The sequence below is a fragment of the Enterococcus canis NBRC 100695 genome (genome assembly GCF_001544375.1).
Classification (GTDB): domain Bacteria; phylum Bacillota; class Bacilli; order Lactobacillales; family Enterococcaceae; genus Enterococcus_H; species Enterococcus_H canis.
This window is the reverse complement of record NZ_BCQJ01000006.1, coordinates 1-25,995: the sequence shown is the minus strand read 5'-3', so window position 1 is coordinate 25,995 and position 25,995 is coordinate 1. Positions and strand designations below refer to the sequence as shown.

The 25,995-nt window shown below is 44.1% G+C and carries 28 protein-coding genes; 24 read left to right on the top strand and 4 right to left on the bottom strand.

The features are described 5' to 3' along the window. The first annotated feature begins 15 nt into the window (after positions 1-15). From rarD to ECA01S_RS09395, 5 genes are read left to right on the top strand one after another with little or no spacing between them, the layout of a single operon-like run. The gene (rarD, locus tag ECA01S_RS09415) at positions 16-888 is read left to right on the top strand and encodes an EamA family transporter RarD (protein WP_245631214.1); all 873 of its coding nucleotides are present in this window, start codon (positions 16-18) and stop codon (positions 886-888) included. Continuing rightward, entirely contained in the window at positions 885-1,199 is a 315-nt protein-coding gene (locus ECA01S_RS09410) for a PTS sugar transporter subunit IIA (protein ID WP_067394488.1), read from the top strand. Before rarD ends, ECA01S_RS09410 begins: the two co-directional genes overlap by 4 nt. Continuing rightward, positions 1,192-2,535, top strand: a complete 1,344-nt coding sequence (locus ECA01S_RS09405; protein WP_067394485.1) for a PTS sugar transporter subunit IIC — start codon at positions 1,192-1,194, stop codon at positions 2,533-2,535. The genes ECA01S_RS09410 and ECA01S_RS09405 overlap by 8 nt, the downstream gene beginning before the upstream one ends. A 13-nt stretch (positions 2,536-2,548) precedes the next feature. Next, a complete protein-coding gene (locus tag ECA01S_RS09400) occupies positions 2,549-2,857 on the top strand; it encodes a PTS sugar transporter subunit IIB (RefSeq protein WP_067394482.1) in 309 nt (102 codons plus the stop codon). After that, positions 2,854-4,359: a M81 family metallopeptidase gene (locus ECA01S_RS09395; RefSeq protein ID WP_071858960.1), complete on the top strand. Its 1,506-nt coding sequence runs from the start codon at positions 2,854-2,856 to the stop codon at positions 4,357-4,359. The genes ECA01S_RS09400 and ECA01S_RS09395 overlap by 4 nt, the downstream gene beginning before the upstream one ends. Here the strand turns inward: ECA01S_RS09395 and ECA01S_RS09390 are convergent. After that, positions 4,291-4,881, bottom strand: a complete 591-nt coding sequence (locus ECA01S_RS09390) for a hypothetical protein (protein WP_067394479.1) — start codon at positions 4,879-4,881, stop codon at positions 4,291-4,293. The two genes, ECA01S_RS09395 and ECA01S_RS09390, sit on opposite strands and share 69 nt — an antisense overlap. Before the next feature lie 449 nt (positions 4,882-5,330). On the opposite strand from ECA01S_RS09390, the gene ECA01S_RS09385 reads away from it, so the two are divergent. The 9 genes from ECA01S_RS09385 to phnX all read left to right on the top strand — a co-directional run bounded on the left by ECA01S_RS09385 (position 5,331) and on the right by phnX (position 13,492). Next, positions 5,331-5,729 carry a DUF805 domain-containing protein gene (locus ECA01S_RS09385; protein WP_067394476.1) on the top strand — a complete coding sequence of 133 codons (399 nt, stop codon included), beginning with the start codon at positions 5,331-5,333 and terminating at the stop codon, positions 5,727-5,729. A gap of 198 nt (positions 5,730-5,927) precedes the next feature. Next, positions 5,928-6,173, top strand: a complete 246-nt coding sequence (locus ECA01S_RS09380; RefSeq protein WP_067394473.1) for a GlsB/YeaQ/YmgE family stress response membrane protein — start codon at positions 5,928-5,930, stop codon at positions 6,171-6,173. 30 nt (positions 6,174-6,203) lie between these two features. Further along, complete coding sequence (locus ECA01S_RS09375; protein WP_067394470.1) at positions 6,204-6,671, top strand: TspO/MBR family protein; 468 nt, start codon at positions 6,204-6,206, stop codon at positions 6,669-6,671. A gap of 848 nt (positions 6,672-7,519) precedes the next feature. Next, positions 7,520-7,912, top strand: coding sequence for a hypothetical protein (locus ECA01S_RS09370; protein WP_067394467.1), 393 nt, complete (start codon positions 7,520-7,522; stop codon positions 7,910-7,912). Between the two features lie 211 nt (positions 7,913-8,123). Then, positions 8,124-8,897 (top strand): ABC transporter ATP-binding protein, encoded by a 774-nt coding sequence (locus ECA01S_RS09365; protein ID WP_067394464.1) that lies wholly within the window; start codon positions 8,124-8,126, stop codon positions 8,895-8,897. After that, positions 8,894-10,558 (top strand): ABC transporter permease subunit, encoded by a 1,665-nt coding sequence (locus ECA01S_RS09360; protein ID WP_067394460.1) that lies wholly within the window; start codon positions 8,894-8,896, stop codon positions 10,556-10,558. The genes ECA01S_RS09365 and ECA01S_RS09360 overlap by 4 nt, the downstream gene beginning before the upstream one ends. 60 nt (positions 10,559-10,618) lie before the next feature. Further along, positions 10,619-11,605 (top strand): extracellular solute-binding protein, encoded by a 987-nt coding sequence (locus ECA01S_RS09355; protein WP_067394457.1) that lies wholly within the window; start codon positions 10,619-10,621, stop codon positions 11,603-11,605. A 1-nt stretch (position 11,606) separates the two neighbouring features. Continuing rightward, on the top strand, positions 11,607-12,710 hold the full coding sequence (phnW, locus tag ECA01S_RS09350) for a 2-aminoethylphosphonate--pyruvate transaminase (RefSeq protein WP_067394454.1): 1,104 nt from the start codon (positions 11,607-11,609) through the stop codon (positions 12,708-12,710). Beyond that, positions 12,710-13,492 carry a phosphonoacetaldehyde hydrolase gene (gene phnX, locus ECA01S_RS09345; RefSeq protein WP_067394451.1) on the top strand — a complete coding sequence of 261 codons (783 nt, stop codon included), beginning with the start codon at positions 12,710-12,712 and terminating at the stop codon, positions 13,490-13,492. Before phnW ends, phnX begins: the two co-directional genes overlap by 1 nt. A gap of 71 nt (positions 13,493-13,563) precedes the next feature. Here phnX and ECA01S_RS09340 read toward each other — a convergent pair whose 3' ends face one another. Together ECA01S_RS09340 and ECA01S_RS09335 are read right to left on the bottom strand one after the other, a co-directional pair. After that, a complete protein-coding gene (locus ECA01S_RS09340) occupies positions 13,564-14,022 on the bottom strand; it encodes a hypothetical protein (protein ID WP_067394448.1) in 459 nt (152 codons plus the stop codon). A 70-nt stretch (positions 14,023-14,092) separates the two neighbouring features. Beyond that, positions 14,093-14,902, bottom strand: a complete 810-nt coding sequence (locus tag ECA01S_RS09335; protein ID WP_067394444.1) for a LysR substrate-binding domain-containing protein — start codon at positions 14,900-14,902, stop codon at positions 14,093-14,095. A gap of 104 nt (positions 14,903-15,006) precedes the next feature. On the opposite strand from ECA01S_RS09335, the gene ECA01S_RS09330 reads away from it, so the two are divergent. Beyond that, positions 15,007-15,966, top strand: a complete 960-nt coding sequence (locus tag ECA01S_RS09330) for a TDT family transporter (protein ID WP_067394441.1) — start codon at positions 15,007-15,009, stop codon at positions 15,964-15,966. Positions 15,967-16,293: 327 nt separating this feature from the next. After that, positions 16,294-16,938: a DUF4767 domain-containing protein gene (locus ECA01S_RS09325; RefSeq protein WP_067394438.1), complete on the top strand. Its 645-nt coding sequence runs from the start codon at positions 16,294-16,296 to the stop codon at positions 16,936-16,938. Positions 16,939-17,004: 66 nt separating this feature from the next. On the opposite strand, the gene ECA01S_RS09320 is transcribed toward ECA01S_RS09325, so the two are convergent. After that, entirely contained in the window at positions 17,005-17,658 is a 654-nt protein-coding gene (locus ECA01S_RS09320) for an SDR family oxidoreductase (RefSeq protein ID WP_305040957.1), read from the bottom strand. Positions 17,659-18,142: 484 nt separating this feature from the next. Between ECA01S_RS09320 and ECA01S_RS09315 the strand changes: the two genes are divergently transcribed. From ECA01S_RS09315 to ECA01S_RS14895, 8 genes are read left to right on the top strand one after another with little or no spacing between them, the layout of a single operon-like run. Beyond that, complete coding sequence (locus tag ECA01S_RS09315; protein WP_067394434.1) at positions 18,143-18,973, top strand: phosphate acyltransferase; 831 nt, start codon at positions 18,143-18,145, stop codon at positions 18,971-18,973. Continuing rightward, complete coding sequence (buk, locus tag ECA01S_RS09310; protein WP_067394432.1) at positions 18,966-20,054, top strand: butyrate kinase; 1,089 nt, start codon at positions 18,966-18,968, stop codon at positions 20,052-20,054. The genes ECA01S_RS09315 and buk overlap by 8 nt, the downstream gene beginning before the upstream one ends. After that, positions 20,048-21,457: a dihydrolipoyl dehydrogenase gene (lpdA, locus tag ECA01S_RS09305; RefSeq protein ID WP_067394431.1), complete on the top strand. Its 1,410-nt coding sequence runs from the start codon at positions 20,048-20,050 to the stop codon at positions 21,455-21,457. Before buk ends, lpdA begins: the two co-directional genes overlap by 7 nt. 16 nt (positions 21,458-21,473) lie before the next feature. Then, positions 21,474-22,454, top strand: coding sequence for a thiamine pyrophosphate-dependent dehydrogenase E1 component subunit alpha (locus ECA01S_RS09300; protein WP_067394429.1), 981 nt, complete (start codon positions 21,474-21,476; stop codon positions 22,452-22,454). A 21-nt stretch (positions 22,455-22,475) separates the two neighbouring features. Beyond that, entirely contained in the window at positions 22,476-23,462 is a 987-nt protein-coding gene (locus tag ECA01S_RS09295; RefSeq protein WP_067394425.1) for an alpha-ketoacid dehydrogenase subunit beta, read from the top strand. 11 nt (positions 23,463-23,473) lie between these two features. Continuing rightward, a complete protein-coding gene (locus ECA01S_RS09290) occupies positions 23,474-24,787 on the top strand; it encodes a dihydrolipoamide acetyltransferase family protein (protein ID WP_067394423.1) in 1,314 nt (437 codons plus the stop codon). Positions 24,788-24,799: 12 nt separating this feature from the next. Further along, positions 24,800-25,651, top strand: a complete 852-nt coding sequence (locus tag ECA01S_RS09285) for a PTS sugar transporter subunit IIC (protein ID WP_428839248.1) — start codon at positions 24,800-24,802, stop codon at positions 25,649-25,651. Then, a complete protein-coding gene (locus ECA01S_RS14895) occupies positions 25,605-25,868 on the top strand; it encodes a PTS sugar transporter subunit IIC (RefSeq protein WP_428839249.1) in 264 nt (87 codons plus the stop codon). The genes ECA01S_RS09285 and ECA01S_RS14895 overlap by 47 nt, the downstream gene beginning before the upstream one ends. The last annotated feature ends 127 nt before the right edge of the window (positions 25,869-25,995 follow it).

The window sequence follows — 25,995 nt, the reverse complement described above, 5'->3', positions numbered from 1 at the left end:
TTAGGAGGTGAATAGTTGAGAAAAGGATTGATGTATGGCGTCGTGACCTATACGATTTGGGGCTTTTTGCCACTTTTTTGGCGCTATTTGGATGGGATTAATACGTGGGAGTTGTTAGGGTACCGGATTTTGTGGGCATTTTTTGTGATGACGGTACTTTGTATGTGCTACTTTCCCTGGGCTTTTTTGAAGGAACAGCTGTATCAGATTTTTCAGCAACCTTCGCTGCAACGAAATTTGTTGAAAGCGGCTGGTGCTATTGGCTTAAACTGGGCGGCGTTTATCTTTTGTGTGAGTCATGGCCAGACGGCGGAAGCTAGTTTTGCTTATTTTTTATCACCAATGTTTACGGTATTTTTTGGCTATTTCCGTTTTCATGAAGTCTTGAATCGGGGACAATGGGTGGCTATTTTACTCTTGTGTGGCGGGATTATAACGAAGTGTCTGTTAGGAGCCAGACTTGCGCTGATTCCCTTAGTGATGTCTCTAGCCGTTGCGTATTATGGTGCGTTAGAGAAAGAGGGGCAGATTCATCCTTTCATTCGGATGTGGGTTGAGACGTTTCTATTATTGCCTATTGTGTTGCTATTAATGATAGGTGGAATGCCTCTGTTACAACCAAAGTGGACGATTAATGTTGGTTTGTTGATGAGTGGGGTGGTAACAGCACTTCCATTGGTGCTTTTTATGGAAGCTAGTGTGCGATTGCCACAAACGGTTTTAGCAATTTTACAGTATTTGAATCCGCTGTTGATGTTAGGTGTTTCGATTTTTTTCTTTCACGAACCGTGGCAAGCAGCGGAAGGTTGGGCGTATATATGGATTTTTGCGGGTAGCACAGTATTTGCGGCAAGTATGGTGAGACTAGGATGGAGGAAAACGGAATGACAAAAGATGAAGTACAAATGATGGGATTTCAAATTATCGGAGTGGCAGGTGATGCATTTGATTATTTCTTCGAAGGTGCTCGGCTGTATTTGACAGACGAAAAGGAGGCAGCTGAGGAGTCTATTAAGGCAGGGCAGGCACTGTTGGCGCAGGTGCATACACTGCAAACGAAATTGATTCAGGCGGAGGCGAATGAAGAAGAGGTTCCTTATTCCGTGATTATGTCCCATGCCCAAGACCATTTGACGATTGCCATTTCATGGGGACGCTACTGTGAGTTGTTATTACAGGGAGGGAATGTCCATGCGTAAAGCGTTAGAAAAAATGTCTCACGGTTTAGAAAAAACACTTTCGCCAGTAGCAGGAAAACTTGCCAGTAACCGCTATTTGGTGGTGATTGCTACATCGTTTATGACGATTTTACCATTAATCCTAATTGGTTCTTTTGCGCTGATTCTCTCGCAGCCGATTGTGGACTATCATGTCTTAAATCCGCAAGACTTTTTCTATCCATTTATGAAAAAATGGGCAGAGCTTGCCGAAGTGTACGGTCCCCATCTGAATTTTCTCTTTGGCATTACGTTAGGGAGCCAGGGGATTTATTTGAGTTTAGCAATTGCCTACAATACTGCTATTAAGCAGCGAATGAATGTCTTTATGACTATGTTAGTTGCTTTTGTTTCGTTCCTTTTAGTCAATAGCCAGTATGTTGACTGGCATTGGGATACGACCTATTTTGGTGGGACGGGTTTATTTTCCGCAATTCTTACGACCTTCATTTCGGTAGAGTTTTATCATTTTTTGGTTCGGAAAAAAGTAGGGTCGATTGATTTTCCCGACACGGTGCCAGCTTCTTTAAAAGAATCGATTAGCGCATTAGTTCCTCTTGCTTGTGTTTTTCTTTTCATGGGGAGTATTCGTCTTGTACTAGCAGAAGTCTTCGCCACCTCTTTTCCACAGCTGATGATGATGATCGGACAACCGTTAAATATCGCTGTGGATACCGTTTTTGGTGTGTCGCTGGCATCAGTCATTTCGCAAATCGGTTGGTGGTTCGGCATTCACAGTAGTGCCATCTTATCGGTTGTCATGCCTTCCTTTGATGCGAATACGTTGGAAAACGCAGCGGCTTTTGCGGTGGGAACACCTCTTAGTGAGTTGCCTCGAATTGTCACGTCATCTTTCTATTTTAATTTTGTTGCTATCGGCGGTGGTGGAGCTACGTTAGGCTTGGTGCTGTTGATGATGAGAAGTAAGTCGATACAGATACGGACTGTGGCAAAACTTGCGATTGTGCCAGGAATTTTTGGCATTAACGAACCTATTCTATTTGGCTTGCCAATAGTCCTGAATCCTATTTTTCTTTTGCCATTTTTAGGTGCGCAAGTGGTGAATATCTTTCTTTGTTACGGTGCGATGAGTGTTGGACTGGTGCACCGGACTGTGATGAATGTCAGTTCAACGGTACCAGTTGGTTTGGGGCAAGTGCTATCGAGTTTAGACCCACGCGCACTAGGGTTGACGATTGTCTGTATTATTGCCAATATGGCGGTTTATTATCCGTTTTATCGCATGTTTGAAAAAGAAAAACTAGCCGAAGAACAACAAGAAGTGCACACGTTAGACGAAGCGATTGAAGTGTTATAAGGAGGAAAAAGAAATGAAAGCATTGTTAGTTTGCCAAGCAGGGATGAGTACAGCGATTTTATGTAAAAAGTTAGCAAAAGAAGCGCAGAAAAAAGCAGCCAATTTGGATATCGAAGCAGTAGGATTAGAGTCAGCTGGCAAAGTTTCATTAGGAAAAGATTTAGTCTTATTGGCTCCTCAAATCAAGTATGCGGCGCAAGCGATTCGTCAAGAAGTGCCGGCCGAAATCCCTATTATGATTTTATCTTCACAAGATTTTGGCTTAATGAATGCTGAAACGATCTATCGTAAGATGAATCAAGTCGTGGAGGCGAAACGATGAAAGTGCTGGCAGGTTTTTTCAATTCAGAAAGTAATGAGCATACCAATGAAACGATGAAAAAAGAAAACTTCCTGTTCTATAAGGGAACTGAGGCTTTGGAGCGAATCGGGGTGACGCCCATTTTTGCCCGTCATAAGATTGAGTTAATCCCCACACTTTATGCCAATGGTCATCCTGGCGGTTTGATTGAAAAAGCAACCTTTGACGAAATCTTAGCCACAATTTTGGCAGATATTCGCGCTCATTTATCTGAGCTTGATGGTATTTTCCTCTATTTACATGGTGCAAGTAAAGTACGTGAGTTGCCAGAGTTTTCAGGAGAGCATGTCATTTTGCGTGAGATTCGGCAGTTAGTGGGAGAAAGGATGCCAATTGCGGTCGTAATGGATCCTCATGGCAATGTAACTTCGGAATTTACACAGTCGCTTCAATATGTCTGCTGTTACCGTCATTCGCCTCATATCGATATTCAAGAAACCTTTGAAAAGGCAGCAGAGGATTTTTGTCAGATGTTAGAAGTAAACGAACGACATCCTCATCCTGTTTGTATAAAGTTACCGCTAATGGTAGGTGGTGAACGTTCCGTTTCGTTTGATGAACCTGTTGCAACCATTAACCACAAATTAGACGCCTTAGAACAAGATACGCGCATACGGTGTGCATCTTTTCATGTAGGTTATGTGCGGCACGACAGTGATAAGTTAGGGTGCGCCGTATCTGTTGTTCCCATGACAGTAGCTGACCTCCCTTTTGCTGAAAGGAAAGCAAAAGAATTAGCAGATTATATCTTGCGCGCTCGCTATCAATTCCATTATCACGGCCAATATGGCGATGTCGCGACAGCTCTAAGACTGGCACGCGATACACAAAAGTTCCCTTCATTTTTGACCGATTCGGGTGATAACTGTGGCGCCGGTAGTGATGGCTCTAGCACACAACTCTTACAAGCCTTTTTACAAGATCCGATTTTAGCAAACCAAAAGACACTGTTTGCTGGTATTATTGTCCCAGAGGCAGTGACGCAATTAGAAGCTTGTACAGTTGGCGAGACGGTCACACTGCTAGTGGGAACCGGTGCTACACGCTCTCCTATCTTAACCCTAACAGGTAAAAAAGTTTCGGAAGGGATTGTCAGTGATGACTTCGTCGATAATCCTCATCAAGGAAAAGTCATCGGATTTCAACCATTAGACACAGCAATCACCATTCTTTTTGAACGGGAAGCCGTCAGCTTTACAGAGTTGAAGCAGTTCGATTATGCCAATTGCCCGATAGCTGACTTTGACATCTTCGTCGTTAAACAAGGCTATATTTCGCCAGAATTTGCAGCATACGGAGAAGCGATGATGGTATTAACCGATGGCCCCACCCAGCAAGCAACCGAAAAACTCGTATTTCACGAAATAAAGCGCCCGATGTTTCCTTATGATCCACTAGATGTACCATGGGAAGGTTATGAAAAGGGAAGTTTTCCGATGATTTGTGAAGTAGGGGCGAGTTAAAAAATAGGAAAGAAGGGGGCGTGACAGAAGTCTTGTCACATCCCCCTTTTCTGAATAAACGGTATTAAAGAAGCAGCTTCTTCGAAAATAAGCCGAAATTTCGCAAAAATTTGAAAGACAGGTTTTATTCAGTGGAATCGTTGTCGAATCGACGAGTTGAAGACTAGTTGTTTTTGAACTTGGTCGTTCATTTGCCGCTTTTCGGGTCAATTGAATAAAGATTTCCATTAGCACTTCCTGGCTGATTTCAGCTGTCTTGCGAGAGAGCGAGCTATAACATAGCGAGTCAATGCCGATTTCTTCACAAAGTCGGCGATCTATAAAGGCACTATCCATTTTGCGAAAGCCTGGCAGTTCTTCATACACAGCGTGTAATAGAATTTTGATTGCGGTAGTGAAATCCAGTTTTTTACTGTAAGCATCAAATTGAGAAATCCAATTTTGGGTTTCAGCAGATAATTCTTCAAAATTAACTGCAGAAAACCATTTCTGAAAAGATGTTTTTGCGTTATACTTATCCATGCTTGAGTCCTTTTTATTGGTCTTGGATAAGTCATCCAAGAGTAGTATAAAGGACTTTTTTGTTGTTGAATAGCGGTAAATCAAGGATTATGAAGTGACTGGAATCTTTGCAACACTAGTGTTTCCATACGATTTTAGAACTTGAAAAAATTGTTCTTGGCGGAGGAGTTAGTAATCAAAGTCAAATTGTAACTGGGGTAAAAGAAAAATTTCATGAGATTTATCATGCCATTTCTAGTGTTCAACAAACATTTTCGATTCCTAAAATTGAGTCTGCTTTGTTTACTCCAAAAGCAAATTTAATCGGGTGTACTCTTGTCTCAAAAGAGTGAAAAATAGAGGCTCATTCAGATACGCCTGAGTGGTAGAAAAGAATAAGATAAAAGAATAAGATAAGTTTTTTGACACTTCCGCCACATTTTGGGATAGTTAAATTGGAGGTGTTTCTTATGATTCAAGCATATAAAGAGTATTGGCAGAATATGACGACTATGAATGCGTCAGCACGGCGGGGGCAGTATTGGTGGCCTCAGTTGATTAATTATTTTGTAGTAGCTATTTATTCATTTGCGGTGGGAATCCAACGTTATGTGGAATTTACGCCAGATGATACCACGATTATTAAGGAATGGAATACGGTCACGGTTATCTTTGTGCTGCTGAATTTATTGATTTGGTTGGCGAATTTTACGGTGCGGGCGAGACGACTTCATGACCGCAACCATAGTAACTGGTGGATTTTATTCTATTTATTGCCACTAGTGGGGAATCTGATTATTTTCATCACATTGATCTTGCCAAGTAAGTCACAGACTAGATGGCCAGTTAATCAGTCAGAGCTATCTTAACAATGTAGTATAAATGTAGACGAAAAGTCATGAGTCACTTTCTTTGGAAAGGATCATGACTTTTTTCATTTTTATGAGATTTCGTGAAGAAAAAAGATAAATGAAGTCGTTTGATTTCCCAAAAGGGTGGGATGTCGGTATGCTTGTAATAGGAAAACGTAATATATTTTAATTCTTAAAAGAAGGGAGGAAACGAAAATGGGTTTGATTTGGTCATTGATTGTAGGTGGCGTTATTGGTGCCATTGCGGGTGCTATTACTAGTAAGGGTGCTTCTATGGGGATTATTGCGAACATCGTTGCTGGTCTAGTTGGTTCAGCTATTGGGCAATCGCTTTTAGGGCACTGGGGTCCGTCTTTAGCGGGCATGGCGATTTTTCCGTCTATTATCGGCGCAGTCATCTTGGTAGCAGTCGTATCGTTCTTTTTTGGACGTAAAGCATAGAGCTCGTTGGCAATAGCAAAGGAGGTTTGCATGAAATTTTTGATTTGGCTGGCATGTGTTCTCGGAGTGGAAGCCACTGGCATGGTATCGAGCTATTTTGCTGGTGATATTGCCGCGAAATACGAAGTCTTGAACAAACCATTTTTGGCACCTCCGGGAAGCATTGTTGGCGTTATTTGGATTATTTTGTATGCGTGTATTGGGACAGCGCTATACTTTATTTTGACTTCTAAAGATGCGTCGACTAGCATGAAACAAACTGCTTTAGTTTGGTTCGTGATTCAGCAAGTATTGAATTTTATCTGGAGTATTGTCTTCTTTGGGGCCGACCATTTTTGGCTGGCAACCTGGATTAGCGCACTGTTAGTTGTTGCGATCGTTCTTTGTATCGTGAAATTTGCTAGGATCAGTATGATAGCTGTGTACTTATTCGTTCCTTATCTGGTGTGGTGTTTGTATGCCACGTATCTGTCATTTGGTCTGGCATTAAAAAATTAAGCTGTTGAAAGACGCTTACTTTTCTTTAAAAATAAATAGCGAAATCAGCAAAAAACAGTCATAAAAAGTTCACAGGGTCACGGTATTCTAACAGTACCCAATAAGTTACCCAACAAACTTTTTTCATTTTCATTTTTACTCCTTGCCCACCGGTCCCCGCCGGTGGGTTATTTTGTCTTTTTAGTACCTCGGACTTACGGCGGGATAAGGCGAACGATAAAAGAAAGCGTGCATCTCATGAAGGGATGCACGCTGTTTGTTAGGAAATATCATAAAGGCAATCATAAACGATTTAGCACGTTGAAATTAATTTAAATAGGTACAAAAGCAAGGGTTCTTCTGTAAAATGCCTTGTTTTTTACCTGTAATAAGACTAGAATAAGAAAAATTACATTCAAGACAAGACGAAAAATTCTTAATTAAGACAAGCTAATGAATTTTTGAGCTATGAGTAAAATATTTCATAAAAGACTATTACATGGTTAGAAGAGATGCTATTTATGTGATTGTGTACGCTGAATCATTTTGATCCACTTCAACAATAGGCTAACTATCGGGATACGTAAAACCATTAAGATGAATGCAAGGAAAAGTAACTGAGTTTCGTGGTGAGGAAAGTAAGGAGATAATAAGGCTGCTCCTATAAGAATGGTGACGAAAAAAGAACTAGTTAGTATGTTTTGTAGTGTTAATTTACGGTTCACTTGTAGCCCCCTTTCCCATTAGTATATAAAGCGTTTTTTACATAAACAAGGGAAGAAATCAAAAAGAATAAAAGTCTTAGCTGGCGTCATTTTTTGCGCTGATTTAGAAATAATCCATAAGATTACTGAATTGGAGATGAAGGAATGATCAAGGGCTTTTGGAAGATTCAAGTGTCATTTGGCGTATGGGTGCTGCTTTATATTGGGGCGCTGTATGCGGCTACCGGCGTTGGAATGGGCTTCAAGTTGGATGATAATCAGTTACTGGGTTATGTACTATGTCTGATTTCAGTTGTTTTGTTGATTGCTTCCTGCTTCTGGCGCCAAGCTTCGCAACAAGTATTATTTGCTGGCTTACTGACAGGGTTGAGTCTGCTTTTGTTGGCATCGATAGTGTTCAACTGGGTCAGCTTCAATGAGGCCTTTTGGTATTTTATTCTATTTACTTTCGTGGTTCCATGGGTGGTGGTTGGCTACGGATTGGGCTTTATTGTTCGTTCCAAAAAGCAATTGCAGAAGGACAAATTCAAAATATAACTGGATAAATTAGGAAAAGTGAGACTTGCTTACAGGCGCAGGTCTCACTTTTTTATTTTCAATCATAAAAAAACGGTCTTTACATAATAGATACATGCTTTACGGATCTTTTACGTAAAGCTGTCACAGGATTAACATTGCCCGATTATACTGGGGCTTGTAAAGGAAATGCTGCAGTTACGGAAGAGACCCAGAAAAGAGAGGGAATACTATGCTAGAGATTCAACAGCTTCATAAAAACTTTGGTAATCAGACGATTTTGACGGATATTAATCTTACGATTATGCCAGGAGAGATCGTGTCAATATTGGGACGTTCAGGTTCGGGGAAAACGACGTTACTGAATCTAATTCTAGGATTGGAGCAGCCGAGCGCGGGACGTTTGGTCTATAAGGGCCGGGATATGACGAATGTCCCAATGGAAAAGCGGGGCTTTAATATTGTATTTCAGGATTATGGGCTGTTTCCTCATTTGTCGGCTAAGGAGAATCTACTGTATGGCTTGAAGCGCAAGCCGGGATTGGCTAGCCCAGAAGAGGTAACAGAATTGATTCAATTGCTGGATTTAGAGCAGCACTTAGACAAGCCCATCAGTGCTTTGTCTGGTGGTCAAAAACAACGGGTGGCGTTGGGCCGAACATTGGTGATGAAGCCCGAAATTTTGTTACTGGATGAACCGTTGAGCGCGCTGGATGGAGTGATTAAGGAGTCTATCAAAAACAAGATCCAACTGATTGCCAAGACCTTGAACCTGACCACGATTATTGTCACGCACGATCCAGAAGAAGCCTTGACGTTATCCGATAAGGTGATGGTGCTGGAAAATGGTCGGGTGGCGACCTTTGCTTCGCCGGCTGAGATTATGGCGGAGGCGGGTAGTCCCTTTATTCAAGACTTTGTGGTGGCGCAATTGGAAACAAAATACCGAAACATTCAAAATATATTTGCCTTATTTCAACAGCCTAGTCAAGTGGTACAGCTATGAAGCGAATCCAATGTGCGACGATGGTGCAGTGGCTTTTGCTAGGGGGCATTGCGGTCTTCTTTGTTTTACCAATTTTCGTGCTATTGTTGACAGGTTTCTCGAATGGACAGCCTTTAGGAGCAGCACTGGAAAGCTTATGGGCCAGTGATTGGCTGACGGGATTTGGCAATAGCGTGGCTCATGCGGGAGCTGCGGCCGCCTTGGCTGTGATGGTGGCTTGGCTATTGGCATATGGCATGCACTTTTCAAGGCTGCCACAAGCTTTTAGGCGATTGCATGATGTCTTGTTTCGCTTACCGATGCTACTACCCACGATTACGTATGGCTTTGTCTTACTATATTGTTTCGGCAAGCAAGGACTTTGGACGCGGCTACTGGGCTTTGAGCTGTTTCCATTATATGGCTCCGGTGGCGTGATTTTAGGCTACTTTATCTACACGTTACCGACAGCGTATCTTTTGCTGTATAACGGCATGGATTATTTGGATCAGCAGTATCTAGTGGTCTCCCGGCTATTGGGGGATACCCCTTTCAGTAGTGTCTGGCAAAACGTGTTACGACCGATGCGAAAATTACTGGGCATCAGCTTTTGTCAGACGTTCTTTATGGCCTTTACGGATTTCGGGATTCCTACTGCAGTTGGCGGACGCAAAGTATTTATTACGACGTTATTATATGAGGGTTTTACAGGTTCGATCCCCGATTTTCAAAAAGGGTCATTGGTGGCCTTGTCGATGCTACTGCCGTCGTTATTCAGCGTCTTGTTGATTCATCAGCTGCAGAAGTTACAGCAATCCTTTAAGCAGCGACGGAAAGTTCCGGTAGTGGTTAATCGGCTCCGCGACCTGCTTTTAGGAAGCTTGTTCTTACTTATAGGGGGCGGTTTGGTGGGGCTGTTTGCGGTGATGTTCATCATTCCCTTTGTCAGTGCTTGGCCGTATGAACTGAACGTGACTACGAAAGCCCTGACCGCCTTTTTCAACGATGATCTGTTAAGTAATACGTTGCAAAATTCCCTAATAGTCAGCTTATTGTCTGCCCTTTGTGGCATGATTTTAGCTTATGTAGCTGGCGTGGTCACGTCATTTGGACCGCAGAATAGTCTGGCGGCGCGTGGAATTGAGCTGTTTGCCACCTTAACGAACAGCTTCCCTGGTATGGTGCTGGGCATTATGTATTTGCTAGCCTTTAGCGGAACGCCCCTCCATAACTCCTTAACGATTTTGGTGATTGCGAATATCGTGCATTTTTTCGCGACACCTTATCAGATGGCCAAGGAGAGCTTTCAAAAAATGGATCACAGCTGGGAAAAAACCTCTCAGATTATGGGGGATCGGTGGATCGATTTGGTGTGGCGCATTTTGATTCCCAATTCTCGCAGCACGATTTTGGAAATGCTGAGTTATTATTTTACCAATAGTATGGTGACCATCAGCGGCTTAATTTTCCTCGTTTCTGCCAGAACCAGCGTCATGACCACTAAAATCAAAGAGCTACAACATTTTGGTCGATTTGTGGATATCTTCATCTTATCCCTGCTGATTTTAGCCATCAATGGGGCGACATTACTCTTCGTTAAGCTGCTGCAAAGATATTGGTTAGGCCCAGTCAAAGAGAAGAGATTTTTACCGTTACGTTATTTACGGGGCAGCATTCGGTAAGTCAAGTTTACCGAAACAGGAAATGCGCACCCTCGTTAGTATGATAAAAGGAGCGAATCAATGAAAAAAATCGTGAAATTTATGTTAGTAGGTACATTAGGGTTGGGCTTATTAGGCCTAGCAGGTTGTAAAGGTGCTGGGGCCGCTGCTGAGAATAAGGCCGTCATCTATACGAACGCGGATGAAGAACCAGTGAAGGCTATGGAAAAAGCCTTAGATGACAATGGCTTTAAGGACAAGTATGTCCTGCAGAGTTTAGGCACCTCTGAGTTGGGTGGTAAATTATTAGCGGAAGGTAAAAATCTCGAGGCTGATTTAGTCACAATGAGTACCTTCTATCTGGATGCGGCGGAGGAAAAGAATCATTTTCTAGAAAAGCTAGCGGTAAACGTTCAACCGTTAGCCGAAACAACTGGCTATACTTTGCCACTGACGGTGCAGGAAGGCGTGATTTTCTACAATACGAAGGCCTTGCAGGAAGCGGGACTCACCCCGCCAACGAGTCTCAAGGACTTAGCTAACCCGGCCTACGCTGGTCAATTATCAATTTCTGATATTAAACAGTCCTCTACGGCGTGGCTCCTTTTCCAAGGCTTGATTGATACTTATGGAGAGAAGGAAGCACAGCAGATTTTAGCAAAAATCTATGAGAATGCTGGCGATCATGTGGAAGCTTCTGGTTCGGCTCCGCTGAAAAAGGTCAAAGTAGGCGAAGTCGCTTTAGGTTTTGGTTTGCGCCACCAAGCGGTTGCCGCGAAAAAGGCTGGTGATCCTATTGAATATGTGGAGCCTGCGGAAGGCACTTATCATTTGACTGAATCACTGGGCATTCTTAATAAAGGTCAAAGCAAAGAAAAAATGACCGATCTGCAAAAAATGGCGGAAATTATTTTGACAGTTGGCCGCAAAGAGATTATTCAATACTACCCAAGTGCGCTTTATGAGGGCGAGAGCACGGCTGGCTTGGAAACCGCTAAGAGTCAAAAGGCTTTTGGTGAAAAATTGACACCCGCATTATTAGCAGAACATCAAGGATTGGTGAAATGATATGACTTATAAACTATTAACACCGGGGCCTTTGACCACCACGAAAACCGTAAAAGAAGCGATGCTGGTGGATCATTGTACATGGGATGATGACTACAAAATTATCACGCAGCATATTCGTAAACAACTGCTGGATTTGGCAGAGGTTTCCCCAGAAGACTATACCGCTATTTTATTGCAAGGCTCCGGTAGCTTTGCAGTAGAAGCTGTTTTAAGTTCGGTAATTGGTACCCTAGACAAAATCTTGATTTGCGGAAACGGCGCATATGGCGCACGGATGCGCCAAATAGCCCAGCGCTATGACTTGAATCATGTGTACTATGAAGTGGCAGAAACAAAGATGCCGGATCCTGATACCATTAAGGACATTTTAGCCCATGATCCCGCCATTAATTTTGTAGCGATGGTTCATTCGGAAACCACTTCAGGCATCCTCAATGATATTGCCAGTGTGGCAAAAGTAGTCAAAGGGCATCACGCGACATTTATTGTGGATGCCATGTCGAGCTTTGGCGGAATCGAGATTCCAGTGGCAACTTTAGGAATTGATTTCCTCATTTCTAGTGCCAATAAATGTATCCAAGGAGTACCCGGTTTTGGCTTTGTCATTTGCTGCCGAGATCAGTTAGCCGCCAGTCGCGGCAAAGCTCGCACCTTGAGCTTAGATCTCTACGACCAGCATCAAGCTATGGATGTGGATGGGAAGTGGCGGTTTACCTCGCCTACCCATACAGTCTTAGCTTTTGCGCAAGCCTTAAAAGAGTTGGCAGAAGAAGGTGGAATTCCGGCCCGTTTTGCCCGCTATGCGGAAAATAATCAGCTATTACGAAGGGGCATGGCAGAATTAGGCTTTCAACCACTGATTGCAGAAGCCGATCAAGGTCCGTTTATTACGACCTTTTATTACCCCTTTTCGGAATTTTCTTTTGCCGATTTTTATGACTATTTGAAAGCAAATGGCTATGCAATTTATCCTGGCAAAATTAGTGAGATTGATTGTTTCCGCATTGGGAACATTGGTGAGATTTATCCCGCTGATATGCAGGCCGTCATTCAGCTAGCGGCGGATTATGTCAGCAACAAAGCAGCAAAGGAGGTAGTCTAATGATTCGTGGTGTCATTTTTGATTGGGCCGGCACGACGGTGGATGATGGCTGTCTAGCACCAGTGGCCGCTTTTCAAACCGCCTTTCAACAAGCGGGTATCCAATTGACAGAAACGGAAATTCGCAAACCAATGGGACTACTGAAAATCGACCATATCAAAACGTTACTAGCCTTGCCACGGGTAGAAAAGCAGTGGCAAGATCGTTACGGTACAGTTCCTACAGAGTTGGCGGCCCAAAAAATTTATCAGGATTTTGAAGAAGCCCTGTTCGCAACCTTATCCACCTACACGGCCCCCAAAGAAGGATTGTTGAGAACCGTTCATTGGTTACGTAAGCATCATATTAAGATTGGCAGTACCACAGGTTATACCCGTGAGATGATGGCAGTTGTGGCGGCGGGCGCTCATGAAGCGGGCTATCAGCCGGATTTTCTAGTGACACCTGATGATGTAGCAGGTGTAGGACGTCCGGCCCCAGATATGATTTTTCAGAATCTAGCTTTGATGGGCATCACGGAAGGTGCCCGCGTGATTAAGGTAGGGGATACCAGCTCTGACATTAAAGAAGGAAAAAATGCTGGTGTCATTTCAGTAGGTGTCATTGAAGGCAGCTCGGCTTCTCAAGTCACCACCCCCGCATTTCGAGCATTACCCTTGGAGCAGCGGGAAGCTTTACGAGAAGCAGTCGCCCAAACGTATTATGCAGACGGCGCGGATTACGTCATCGACCGTCTTGCCGACCTGCCATTTTTAGTGAAAGCACTGAATGATGGCGCCTAAAAGCAAAAGTTTTCAACAAGTAATGTGCATAAGAAAAGTGGCCTGGGGTTTTCCACACCCAAGCCACTTTTTCATGCGCTAATTTCGTCAATACTTTTTGTGATGATCCAGTCATCCATATTTTTAGCCCGTTCATAGGTAAACGGTTCGATGGCTTCAAGGTGTTGGATTTCATAAACAGCTAAAAATTTTTTTCCAGCCCAACGAGTATATTGCTTTTTCGAGAGATTCAGCTGGTTTTGATAGCTATCCACAAAGGCTGTGGATTCTTCGGGGGTCATTTTTTCGGTTTCCACTACTTTCGTGATGATTCCGCGATGCGTCACTGTCAGTTTTCCACCTTTTTCCACAAAATACACTAGATCGTCCACCTTGGCGCGTCCACCTAAGGGGGATTTTCGACCCGCCGCGCCGCGAATCACCATGCTTTTTTCCCCAGCCAATAGTTTTGGCAACTCTTTTCCTTCTTTATCCAGATAAACCAGATGCTCCGCACGGCCTTCTTTGGCCTGATACCATTCTCCTACCATAATCAAACTCCTTTTCATTGATAGCTTAAGTGTAGCATAACAAGGAAAAGCTGTCTGATAACAAGCTACCTTAGAATGTTGGCACAGTGCTGTGGATAAAGGCGGCAATCTTCAAAATCAAGGGTTTTTCTTCACGGTAAACCAAGTAAAGTGGGCGTGTTTTTGGTGGCTCAAAGGTGCGATAAGGAACGCCTGCAGGTAATGATAGCTTGGATAGAATAGTTTGGCCTACGCCATTTTGCAACAGAGCGACGGCGACTTCATTGTTGTTAACAGGTAAAAATGCCGGAGTCAAATTTTGCTGGGTCAGGTAGTCATCGTTATATGCGCGCAAGCCTGAATCAGCTTCCCGTAAAAGCCAAGGTGCGTCGGGCTTTCCAGCTAAAATTAGTTCATCTTCCAGCAATAGTTCACGCCGCAAGTCAGCTACGGGTTGTGGTTTTTCAATCAGTCCGAGATCTGCTTGGTGCTGGTGCAGCTGTTGCACGACTTCGTGGGAATTGCGCATGTCGATCCGAAAGTCTACTGTGGGAAACGCAGCTAGTAAATGTGGCATGAGGCGTGGTAATAAATGGGTAGCGCAAGTATTTGAGGCCGCAATTTGACAGCTTTCCCGAAAGGTTTCTTTGTCCACAATCCGTTGACGGGTGTCCGCCCATTCCTCTAGAAGAACCAAGCAGCGGGGGTAGAGGAAGTCAGCCTCTTTAGTAGGGCTGATCTCTAATTTACCTTTGCGGATAAAAAGCGGCGTTTGTAGTTCTGATTCCAATTTTTTAATTTGAGCGGAGATAGTAGGTTGTGATAAAAACAGTTTTTCTGCGGTTTGCGTGAAGTTGCGCGTCTCATAGACAGTAATAAAGGTTCGTAGTAATGAAAACATTCAAGCAATCCTTATTTGTTTTAGTAATAATTAGCATAGAAAAGATTGATTTCCGTAATGATATCACTCTTAGTATACTAAAGCTTGAAAGGAGGTCAAGTTGAATGAAACGTTTATTACGGGCACTGCCCATCCCCATTTGCGGCTTGATCTTAGGAACGGCCTCATTGGGAAATTTGTTGAAAAGTGTCGGCTGGTCAGCTTTAGGAAATCTACTGGGACTGATTGCTAGTGGCTTAATGATACTGGTATTGTTAAAGCTGTTATTATTATTTCACGAAACGCGGGCACATTTGTCAGATCCCATCATTGCTTCAGTAGCGCCAACTTTCACAATGGGATTGATGGTGATCTGTACATATCTAGTCCAGTTCCCAGGACTAGCTGGAATGGTTCGCCTGTTATGGTTAGGAACGTTATTTCTGCATTTCGGTCTGATGCTACTATTTACTTACCGCTTTGTTATTAAAAAAGAGGTGCTGATTGAGCATATTTACCCTAGTTGGTTTATCGTATACGTAGGAATTGGGGTGATTTCGGTCACTTCTGGCAACTTTTATCCTGCGCTAGGTCAAATCATCTTTTGGGTCGCGCTGGGATTTTATCTATTCTTGCTGCCGTTCGTATTGCACCGCGTCTTCAATTATCGACAAATGGCGGAGGCTACTTTACCCTTGATTACGATTATTGCGGCCCCCGGCTCACTTTGCCTTACAGGTTATCTCAAGGTTTATTCACATCCGCAAATGACATTGGTAGTAAGTCTTCTGCTACTGTCGCAGTTGCTCTATGTAGTAGTTTTGAAAATGATTATTCCTTTAAGACGACTACCTTTTTATCCAAGTTATGCGGCGTTTACTTTTCCGCTAGTGATCTCCGCTACTGCTCTGTCAGAGGCGACTTCGATTTTGCCTATCACTTCTAGTTGGAGATTTGCGTTACAAGGCATTTGTTGGCTAGAAATAGGGATTGCATCCTTCGTAGTTGCGTATGTCGCCTACCATTATGGCCGTTTTTTAGTGACTGCTACTAAGACCGCTGAATATATAGAAGAGTTAAGTTGAATCACTAACGTAAAAACAAGTATCTGGAGTCTAGGTACTTGTTTTTTATTTATTTAGATAGCTTTGCAACAATAAAGCGAGGGAAGAGGTGAGTAGGCTCTGTGGAAAAAGCAATTAGTTAAACGAGCACAAAAAGAAGTGCAAGAATCCTTTGCGATGGTGAGCAAAAATTTGGTAACGATAAACAGTCATTCTATCTCGGACCTCAACTAGTTGAGATCAAAGCAAATCAGCTTGTTAAGCTGTTATTTTTAAAGCTTTCTTAACTTGTTATTCCTGTTATTTAGGACTATCATCAAGGTATAAACGTGATTGGAGATTGTACATATGAAAAAAGTGGTTTTATTGGCATCATTTGCAGCGTCTATTTTATTATTTGCGGCATGTGGAAGCGACACAACCAATAGCTCAAGTGCCTCATCTACCTCGTCAAGCGCTGTTGCATCAAGCACAACGACAGAAACTAGCGCCGCAACGGCAAGTACCGATTCTTCGGAAGTGGCGAGCAGTCATTCTTCTGAAGCGATGACGGCTGACACTTCAAGCACTAGTGAAACGAACTTGTGGACTTCTGAAAAAGCAGCCACATTGACTGACTTTATGAAGAATTGGGGCAATACGATGGGGCAGGAGTATCACGCCTACGAGCCTGGTCATAATGTGGACTTTTATGGGGTAGCAGTACCGGATAAGGTGTTAGACAAGTCGATGCAAATGGTTGTGGATAAACAGGAGATTCCGATTCAATGGTCCACTACTGGGATGGGAGCTGGCTATCAGTTGGTAGCAGTATATTCCGATGCTAAGACTGGCTCTTTTGGGGCTATGCACTTATACTTCTTTGTTTTAGTAGACGGACAACCAAAAGTCTACTTAACGGAACAAAACCAAGGGAACGAACAAAATTACCTGTACTTCCATGAAACCGATAATCAAGATTTGAAGGATGGCTTTGAAAATCTATTTAAATAGCGAACTAAAAACGCACAAGAATCATCTAATAAAAGGTGATTCTTGTGCGTTTTTGCGTATTGGACACTAATACCAGGCTGGTTTATCCCCAGCAGTTCCGGGTTTGTCCACGCCCAGGGAAGCATGAAGCGCTGTTTCTGGCGTGATTATTAGTTGAGTGACTAAAGCGGCGATGCTTTTACGAGAAACCTCGGTTCCTTTGAAAGCTTCTCCTTTTTGTGTCAATTCAAAATCAACCTCGTCTTTATTAGTGAGCCAAGCGGGACGGATGATGGTGTAGTCAAGGTTTGATGTCTCAATGATTCTAGCTGCGGCTGCATAGTCTTCCAAATAACCGCCATCTAGCATGTCATGGTTCCATTGACCAAAAGTACCAGGGACTTCATCATAGATACCTAATGTCGAGATCCAGATTAGTCGCTTTACTTGCTGGCTTTTCATAGCGGTCACGATATTTTGGGCTTGTTGGACGATATTTTTTCCGGCCAAGTTAGCATAGACGATGTCTTGACCGCTTAGTGCCCGTTCTAAATCAGTTAGATTGCTAGTATCGCCTTCTAATAAGGTTTCTTTAGCGGTATCGGTCACTGTTAAACGGTTAGCATGACGAAGAAACAGGGTTTGATGGACAGACTCTTTCAGCAGCATGGCTGTTACTAGACGTGCAATTTGTCCGTGAGCGCCTAAAATCACAACTTGTTTCATTTTGCTCCCTCCAATAATAGAAGCCTACGCTTCTCTTGCTTTGATGATAGAACTTCTTTCATTTTCTAGCAAAAATTAGTGCTTGCGGTAGTAAGAAATTTTGACATAAAACCTGATATGTCAAAAAAACTTAGTTATAAATAGTGCTGTAAGAGAGTTTAGTATCTAGTATCTTTACTACAATAGTGAGGCGTATCTCACGCTACCCCCATCAATTCCCCCTTTTCTAAATTTTCGCTTTTTCACAAAAAATATAAAAATAAGAACAAACTTGCGTTATTTTAATCATAATACTATTTTTCTAATTTTCTCTGCTAGTTGAAAAACTGGAAAACCATAGGCACGACAAGGGTTTTCGCCTGCTCTTTTTTTAGGATAACAGCTCATACCCAACAAACTTTGTGAAAAGTCTCCTTATTAAATAAGTATTGTGGGTTAGGTGAAGAGTTGAGAAAGCGCTTTACTTTTCGTATGATGATTGTGAGGAGAGGTGAGACAGATGACTACAATAGCGATTCCGGGGGGAGCGAACCCGGAGATTCGTGAAGCCATCACGAAAGCTAAACAAAAATTTGGTTCAAAAATCGATTTCACAATCTATGATGTAGAAGATAACGGCGCAGGTGATTATCACTTTGTTGCTTGTTCACCAGAGACCGTCATCAGCACGGCGGTCAAAAGTGTTGCGACAGGGGAAGCACAAATCCTGATGAAAGGGATTGTTCAGACGCATGACTTATTAAAGGAAGTCTTGAAGAAAGAATATGATCTGCGGCAACAAAAATTGCTTTCCCATGTGGCCATGATTCACTTGCCGCAAATGGATCGCCCGATTTTATTGACTGACTCAGGGATGAATATCGCACCAGATGTCGAGCAGCTGGTTCAAATTGCAGACAATGCGATTACCACGGCTCAAAAAATTGGCATTGAGGAGCCTAAGGTCGCCTTACTCAGCTCGGCGGAGATTTTCAATCCGAAAATGCCTTCTTCGGTTTTAGCGAAAGAAGTGACTGAGCAAATGCAAGACCGCAGGGCAACTGTTTATGGTCCGTTATCCTTGGACTTGGCGTTGTCAAAGGAAGCGGTGGCCCACAAGCACTTTACGGGACCAATTGCGGGTGACGCAGATGTGTTAGTGGTTCCAACGATTGATACTGGTAATGTGCTGTACAAGTCACTATTGCTGTTTGGACAGGCTGTGATGGGGGGCACGATTGTGGGCACCAAGGTTCCTATCGTATTGACTTCCCGGAGTGATTCAGCCGAAAGCAAGCTTTTATCTTTGGAATTTGCCATGAAGCAATTGGGAGGTGAGGAGCATGAGTGATGTCTTAGTAATCAATCCTGGCTCGACAACAACCAAGGTGGCGATTTACGCCGATGATGCGCTACTCGCGGAAGAAACGATTGATCATTCTGTGGATGAATTAGCGAAATTTTCTGGGATCATTCCTCAAAAAGAGTTTCGCAAAAAAGCGATTGAAAGCTTTATTTTAACAAGTGGCTATCACGGTAAGTTTGATGCAATCGTGGGACGCGGTGGATTATTGAAGCCAATTCCCGGCGGCACCTTTGAAGTCGATGAGGCCATGCTGCGAGATTTGACGGAGGAGCGCTACAATACCCACGCCTCTAATCTGGGAGCTATTTTAGCCAATGAATTTGCGGAAGACTATCAGGTACAAGCTTATATTGTTGACCCTGTGGTGGTGGATGAGTTGCAGCCTGTCGCCCGAATCTCTGGCTTGAAGGGGATTGAACGGCGGAGTGTCGGCCATGTGTTAAATCAAAAAGCGACGGCGCGTTTTGTCTTGAATCAAAATCAAAAGGACTACCAAAATAGTAATGTCATTGTGGCTCATTTGGGCGGCGGCATCAGTATCGGCGCCCATCGGCAAGGGAAAATCATTGATATGGTGAATGGCTTAGATGGTGAAGGACCTTATACACCGGAGCGCACCGGCGGCTTACCATTAGTCGACTTTGCCGAAAAAATCGTTACGGAACAGCTGACAATGCCACAAATCAAGAAAATTTTGGCCGGGCAAGGCGGTTTGAATTCTTATCTCCATGAGATTGACCTTCGTAAAATCGAAACCGAGATGCTTTCAGGAGACCAAGAGGCGGCCTATTATTGGGAAGGCATGTGCTATCAGATTCAGAAGGCGATTGGCGAAATGGCGGCGGTCTTGGAAGGGCGCATTGATTTCATTATTCTAACCGGCGGCATGGCCCATTCTGAACGCTTAACCAAGCGGATTGCTAGTCATGTTTCTTGGATCGCACCAGTCGAAATTGTACCGGGTGCGATGGAGATGCAAGCCTTATTTGAAGGAGTCAAACGGGTTCTAACCGGCGAAGAAGCGGCGCAACGATATGAAACAGAAGAGGTGAGCAAAGTATGGTAATGGAAGCAGATCTATTAGTACTTGGCGCAGGGACCGGCGGCTATGCGGCCGCGATTCATGCGGCGCAGTTAGGGAAAAAGGTCATTTTAGTTGAAAAGGAAAAGATAGGTGGCACTTGCCTGCATCGCGGTTGTATTCCCACAAAAGCTTTGCTAAGGAGCGCAGAGTTATATGAAGAATATCAAAATAGTGCAGACTTTGGCATTATGCGCACCGGCGAATTGTCTGTTGATTTCTTGAAAATGCAGGAGCGGAAGCAAAAAGTCGTGGATCAGTTGTATCAAGGAATCCAAGGCTTAATGAAGAAAAATAAAATCACGGTGCTCCACGGCGAAGGGGCAGTTTTAGGACCCTCTATCTTCTCACCGGTATCGGGGGCAGTGGCGGTGACCTTCAATGATGAAGCCGAAGAAGACATTATTATCGTACCGAAAAAATTGATTATTGCTACTGGTTCCTCACCGAAAAGCTTACCAGCACTGCCAATTGACGAAACGCATATCTTGTCATCGAACGGGATGCTGGCCTTAGAGGAATTGCCCAAGAAGGTGGCGATTGTCGGCGGTGGTGTGATTGGTGTGGAATGGGCCTCTTTACTGCAACGTCTGGGTACTGAAGTGACCATCATTGAATTTTTGGACCGGCTAGTTATCAACGAAAGTCCAAGTATCTCACGGGAACTGCAGAAACAATTGCAACAGATTGGTGTGAAGCTCTTATTAGATAGTAAAGTTGAAAAAGCCGAGGTTGTGGGTAACGAAGTGGCGGTAACTGTTGGGGAAGAGATCTTGCATTTTGATAAAGTGATGGTAGCAGTGGGACGTAAAGCCAATGTCGAAGGGCTAGGACTCCAAAATACTTCAGTGAAATACAATCAAAAAGGGATTGAAGTCAACGAATTTTACCAAACGACAGAAGGCCATATCTACGCGATTGGCGATTGTATCGACACCTTACAATTGGCCCATGTGGCTATGAAGGAAGGCGAGATTGCAGTGGATCATATGTTTGATGAAGAGCCTATGCCGCTAGATTATCATCAAGTACCACGCTGTACCTATACAAGTCCTGAAATTGCTAGTGTTGGTTATACCAGTCAAAATGTACCGGAGGGTACCAAAGTCAAAACAGGTCGTTTCAATTTCCAAGGCAACGGGAAAGCCTTGATCTTTGGGCAAGCAGCCGGCTTTGTGGAAGTCTTGCGGGATGAAGACACGGATGATCTTTTAGGGGTCTCCATTATTGGTCCCCATGCCACCGATTTGATTTCCGAAGCCAGCACGGCGATGTTTATGGACGCCGCAGTTGATGAAATCGGCGAAGCTGTCCATCCACACCCAACGTTGTCAGAAGCCATTCAAGAAGCAGCATTAGATACTTTTGGAAGAGCAATTCATAAATAGAAAGTGAGTGAAGATCATGGAATTGAAGAAAACAGGTTTAAGCGCTGAAGAAATTGTAAACGCGTACAAAATGGTGTTGTTAGGCAGACGGCTAGATGAGCGGTTATGGCAATTGACGCGAATCGGGAAAACATCCTTCAACATTTCTGGTCAAGGGGCTGAAGTTGGTCAAGTCGCGATGGCGATGGCTTTTGACCGGGAAAAGGATTATTTCTTACCTTATTATCGTGATATGTCAGCGGTTATGGCTTGGGGGACCACCACTAAAGAAATCTTGATGGGTTCCTTCGGGAAAGCCGACGATCCAGCTTCTCATGGTCGCCAAATGCCGAACCACTATGGTGATAAAAAGAATCGGGTGGTTTCCCATTCTTCTACGGTAAGTACCCAATTTCCAGTGGCGACTGGGGTGGCTTATGGGGCCCTTTTAGGGGATGAAGATTACGTAACCCTAGTGACCACCGGGGAAGGTTCTGCCAACCAAGGTGAAGTCCATGAAGCCATGAACTTTGCTGGCGTTAAAAAGCTGCCAATGGTTTTTGCCATTGAAAATAATGGATATGCCATTTCAGTAGGCCAAAACGAACAATATTCGGTAGAAAAAATGGCTGACCGTGGCGCGGCCTATGGTATGCCAGGCATTCGCGTTGATGGCAATGACTTTGCCGCAACGTATCTGGCGTTTAAGAAAGCGGCTGACCGTGCTCGTAAATTAGAAGGACCAAGCTTGATCGAAGTAATGGTGGAACGTTTAACTTCTCACTCTTCCGATGACGACCAATCGGTTTATCGTTCTAAAGAAGAACTGGAAGAAATGAAGAAGCATGATCCATTAACCACGTTCCAAAAACAATTGATTAAGGAAGGCTACATGACGCAAGCCGATATGGACGCTTTAGAAAAAGAAATGAAAGACATGATCAATCAAGCGACGGACGAAGCCGAAGCAATGCCAGACCCTACACCGGAATCAATTAACGACAATGTGTGGGCATAAAAACGAGAGAGGATGAATACCATGACGGAAATGACATACTTAGAAGCGATCAATCGAGGAATCGCAGAAGAAATGGCGCGTGACGAAAAAGTCGTGATTTTCGGGGAAGATGTTGGCGGCGATAAAGGCGGCGTGTTCGGCGTTACTAAAGGATTAGCGGCTGAATTTGGCGACAAACGGGTCTTTAACACACCTTTAACAGAAGGCGAAATTGGTGGTTTAGCGGTGGGCTTAGGGATTGTCGGCTACCGCGCGATTGGCGAGTTCCAGTTTGCCGACTACATTTTGCCAGCAGTCAATCAAATTATTTCAGAAGCTTCACGGATGCGCTACCGGACCAACGGTGATTGGATTGCACCAATCGTTTACCGGACACCTTATGGCGGCGGCGTGCGAGGCGGTTTCTATCACTCACAATCCACTGAAAAAATCTTAGTTGGTCAACCAGGTTTACGGGTAGTGACGCCTTCCAACCCTTATGATGCTAAAGGCATGATCAAGGCGGCGATTCGCAGTGATGATCCGGTGCTCTTCTATGAACATAAACGCTTGTATCGACTATTGAAAGCCGATGTTCCAGAAGATGATTATGTGGTGCCATTGGATAAAGCCAACGTGGTGCGCGAAGGAGACGACATTACCGTAATTGGTTATGGGATGGTGCTCCACCATGCGCTGAAGGCGGCGGAAACCTTGAGTAAGGAAGGTATTGAGGCTGAAGTTGTAGATGTGCGTTCCTTATATCCATTAGACAAAGAAACGTTAGTAGCAGCTGCTAAGAAGACCGGGAAAGTGCTATTAGTCAGCGAAGACAATAAAGAAGGTGCCGTTATTAGTGACATCGCGGCCATCATCGCCGAAGACGCACTCTTTGATCTCGATGCGCCAATTCAACGTTTGGCTGGTCCAGATACACCAAGTATGCCGTATGCGTTGAATCTAGAACGAGAATTCTTAGTGAATGAAGACAAAGTGTTAGCGGCAATGCGTCAATTGGCAGAATTTTAGGAGGGATTTTCATGAGTATCGAAAAGATCCAAATGCCCGGTCTCGGGGAAAGTGTTCACGAAGCAACGATTACACTGTGGTTAGTAAAACCCGGCGATGAAATCAAAAAATACGACCCCATTGCAGAGGTCGTTTCGGATAAAGTCACGTCAGAAATTCCGTCTAATTTTGACGGTGTCGTGAAAGAATTATTAGTGGAAGCAGATCAAGAAGTACCGATTGGCACGGATATTTTAAGTATCGAAGTTGCAGGTGGCACCAGTGAGCCGACACCAGAAGTGAAAGCCGCACCCGCTGAACCTAGTGTGGCGGCTAGCGAAGCACCGAAAGCAGCCGCGCCTGTTGCTAGTAAGGAAAAAACCAGTGGTGCTCGTTATTCACCTGTCGTGATGCGCTTAGCCCAAGAAAAAGGGATTGATTTGGCGCAAGTAACCGGCACCGGTCATGATGGCCGGATTACTAAAAAGGATCTACTGAATTTTGATCCAGCAGCTGCACCAACTAAAGCACCGGTTGAAACGGCAACTGTTAGTGCAACCGCTACGACACCAGCACCAACCGCTACGGCGTCTACGCAAGCAGCACCTACACAAGCAGCGCGACCAGCGCCAGTACCAACGACAGATCGTGATGAAGTTGTACCAGCCGATGGTGTCCGCAAAGCGATTGCCAAGAAGATGGTTCAAAGTGTTACTGAGATTCCTCATGCTTGGCTGATGGTGGAAGCCGATGTCAGCAATTTAGTAACGTTACGCAATGAAGCGAAAGACAACTTCAAGAAAACGGAAGGCGTACCGCTATCCTTCTTCCCATTCTTTATTAAAGCAGTGGTTCAAGCCTTGAAGAACAATCCTAAGCTCAATACTTCCTGGGATAACGGCAACATTATTTACCATAAGGATATCAACATTTCGATTGCGGTAGCCGGCGAAGAAAATCTCTTTGTACCGGTAATCAAGAACGCGGACCAATTGTCTGTCACCGGGATTGCCAAGGAAGCGAAACGCTTAGCGGACGCTGTCCACCAAGGCAGCTTATCCAATAGCGAAATGCAAGGTGGCACCTTTACGGTTAATAACACCGGGACCTTTGGCTCAGTACAGTCCATGGGAATCATCAATTATCCACAAGCCGCTATCCTGCAAGTCGAAGGCATCACCAAGCGTGTCGTACCAACAAAAGACGGCGGCTTTAAGACGGCCGATATGGTCAACTTATGTCTTTCAATCGACCACCGCATCTTAGATGGTCTACAAGCTGGTCGTTTCCTAAATGATATCAAAGAAAATCTAGCCAAATTTGATAGCGTATCACAACTATACTAGGAGGGGATGAAAATGGCACAAGCTGCTGCCGTTGCCTCCGATCGCTTAACCGCCAAAGACTATTTAAATAAAGTCTTGGCGGGGACCGCGACAGGGGTCGTTGTTGCACTGATCGCTAATGCGATCTTGTCTGAGATCTTTAAATTTTTAACCACGTATAATGAAATTTTTCAAAGTATGTTGGATGTTGTTGTTGTCATGCAATTTATCGCCCCAGTCATTATTGGGGTTCTGGTGGGCATGCAATTTGCGTTAAATCCCATGCAGTGTACCTTGATTGGGGCAGCGGCCTTCCTGGGCTCTGGCGCCTATGTCGTCCAAGACGGCGTCGTTTCCATGGTGGGGATTGGAGACTTAATCAACATTATGTTGATTTGTGCTTTGGCCGCCTTTGTGACGCGACTGATTGGGAACAAGCTGGGTTCCTTGACGATTTTACTGCTGCCAATCATTGTCGGGGCGGGGGTCGGCTTTGTCGGCTTGCTAGCACTCCCTTACGTGCGCTTGATTACGGTGGGTATCGGCAATATGATCAACAGCTTTACCAACCTACAACCATTTGTGATGTCGATTCTGATTTGTATCTCTTTTGCCATTCTGATTATTTCACCAATCTCTACGGTGGCCATTGGGATTGCCATTGGGGTTGCTGGACTAGGTGCCGGCGCTGCGGCAGTGGGGGTAACAGCCTGTACCGCGATTTTGGTTATCGGCTCTATGAAGGTCAATGAAAAAGGGGTCACCTTAGCGATTTTACTTGGGGCTATGAAGATGATGATTCCTAATTTGATCAAGTATTCCAATTTTAGCTGTACCAGTGATTCTAAATGCCATTATTTCAGGTCTGGGAGTCTACTTCTTTAACATTTTAGGAACGCCTGCCTCAGCTGGTTTTGGGATCGTTGGCTTGGTAGGTCCGATCTCGGCCTTCAATAATGCTACCGGTGGTACCGGCTTGGCGATTGTCGGCGTACTGATGGCCTTCTTCGTTATCCCATTTGTGGCCGGGTTCTTCATTGATCTCCTATGCCGCAAGGTCCTGCATCTGTATGACAATGAAATCTTTAAATTTATCCAATAACACGTCAAGGTGAGCTTTCAAGGGTAATCGGGTTGGTCTTGACTAAAAAAATCCCGCTGCATGTTAAGCAGCGGGATTTTTTGCTTCATCAGCTATCAGTTTTGGAAGCCAGATATTTTTCTTTTTT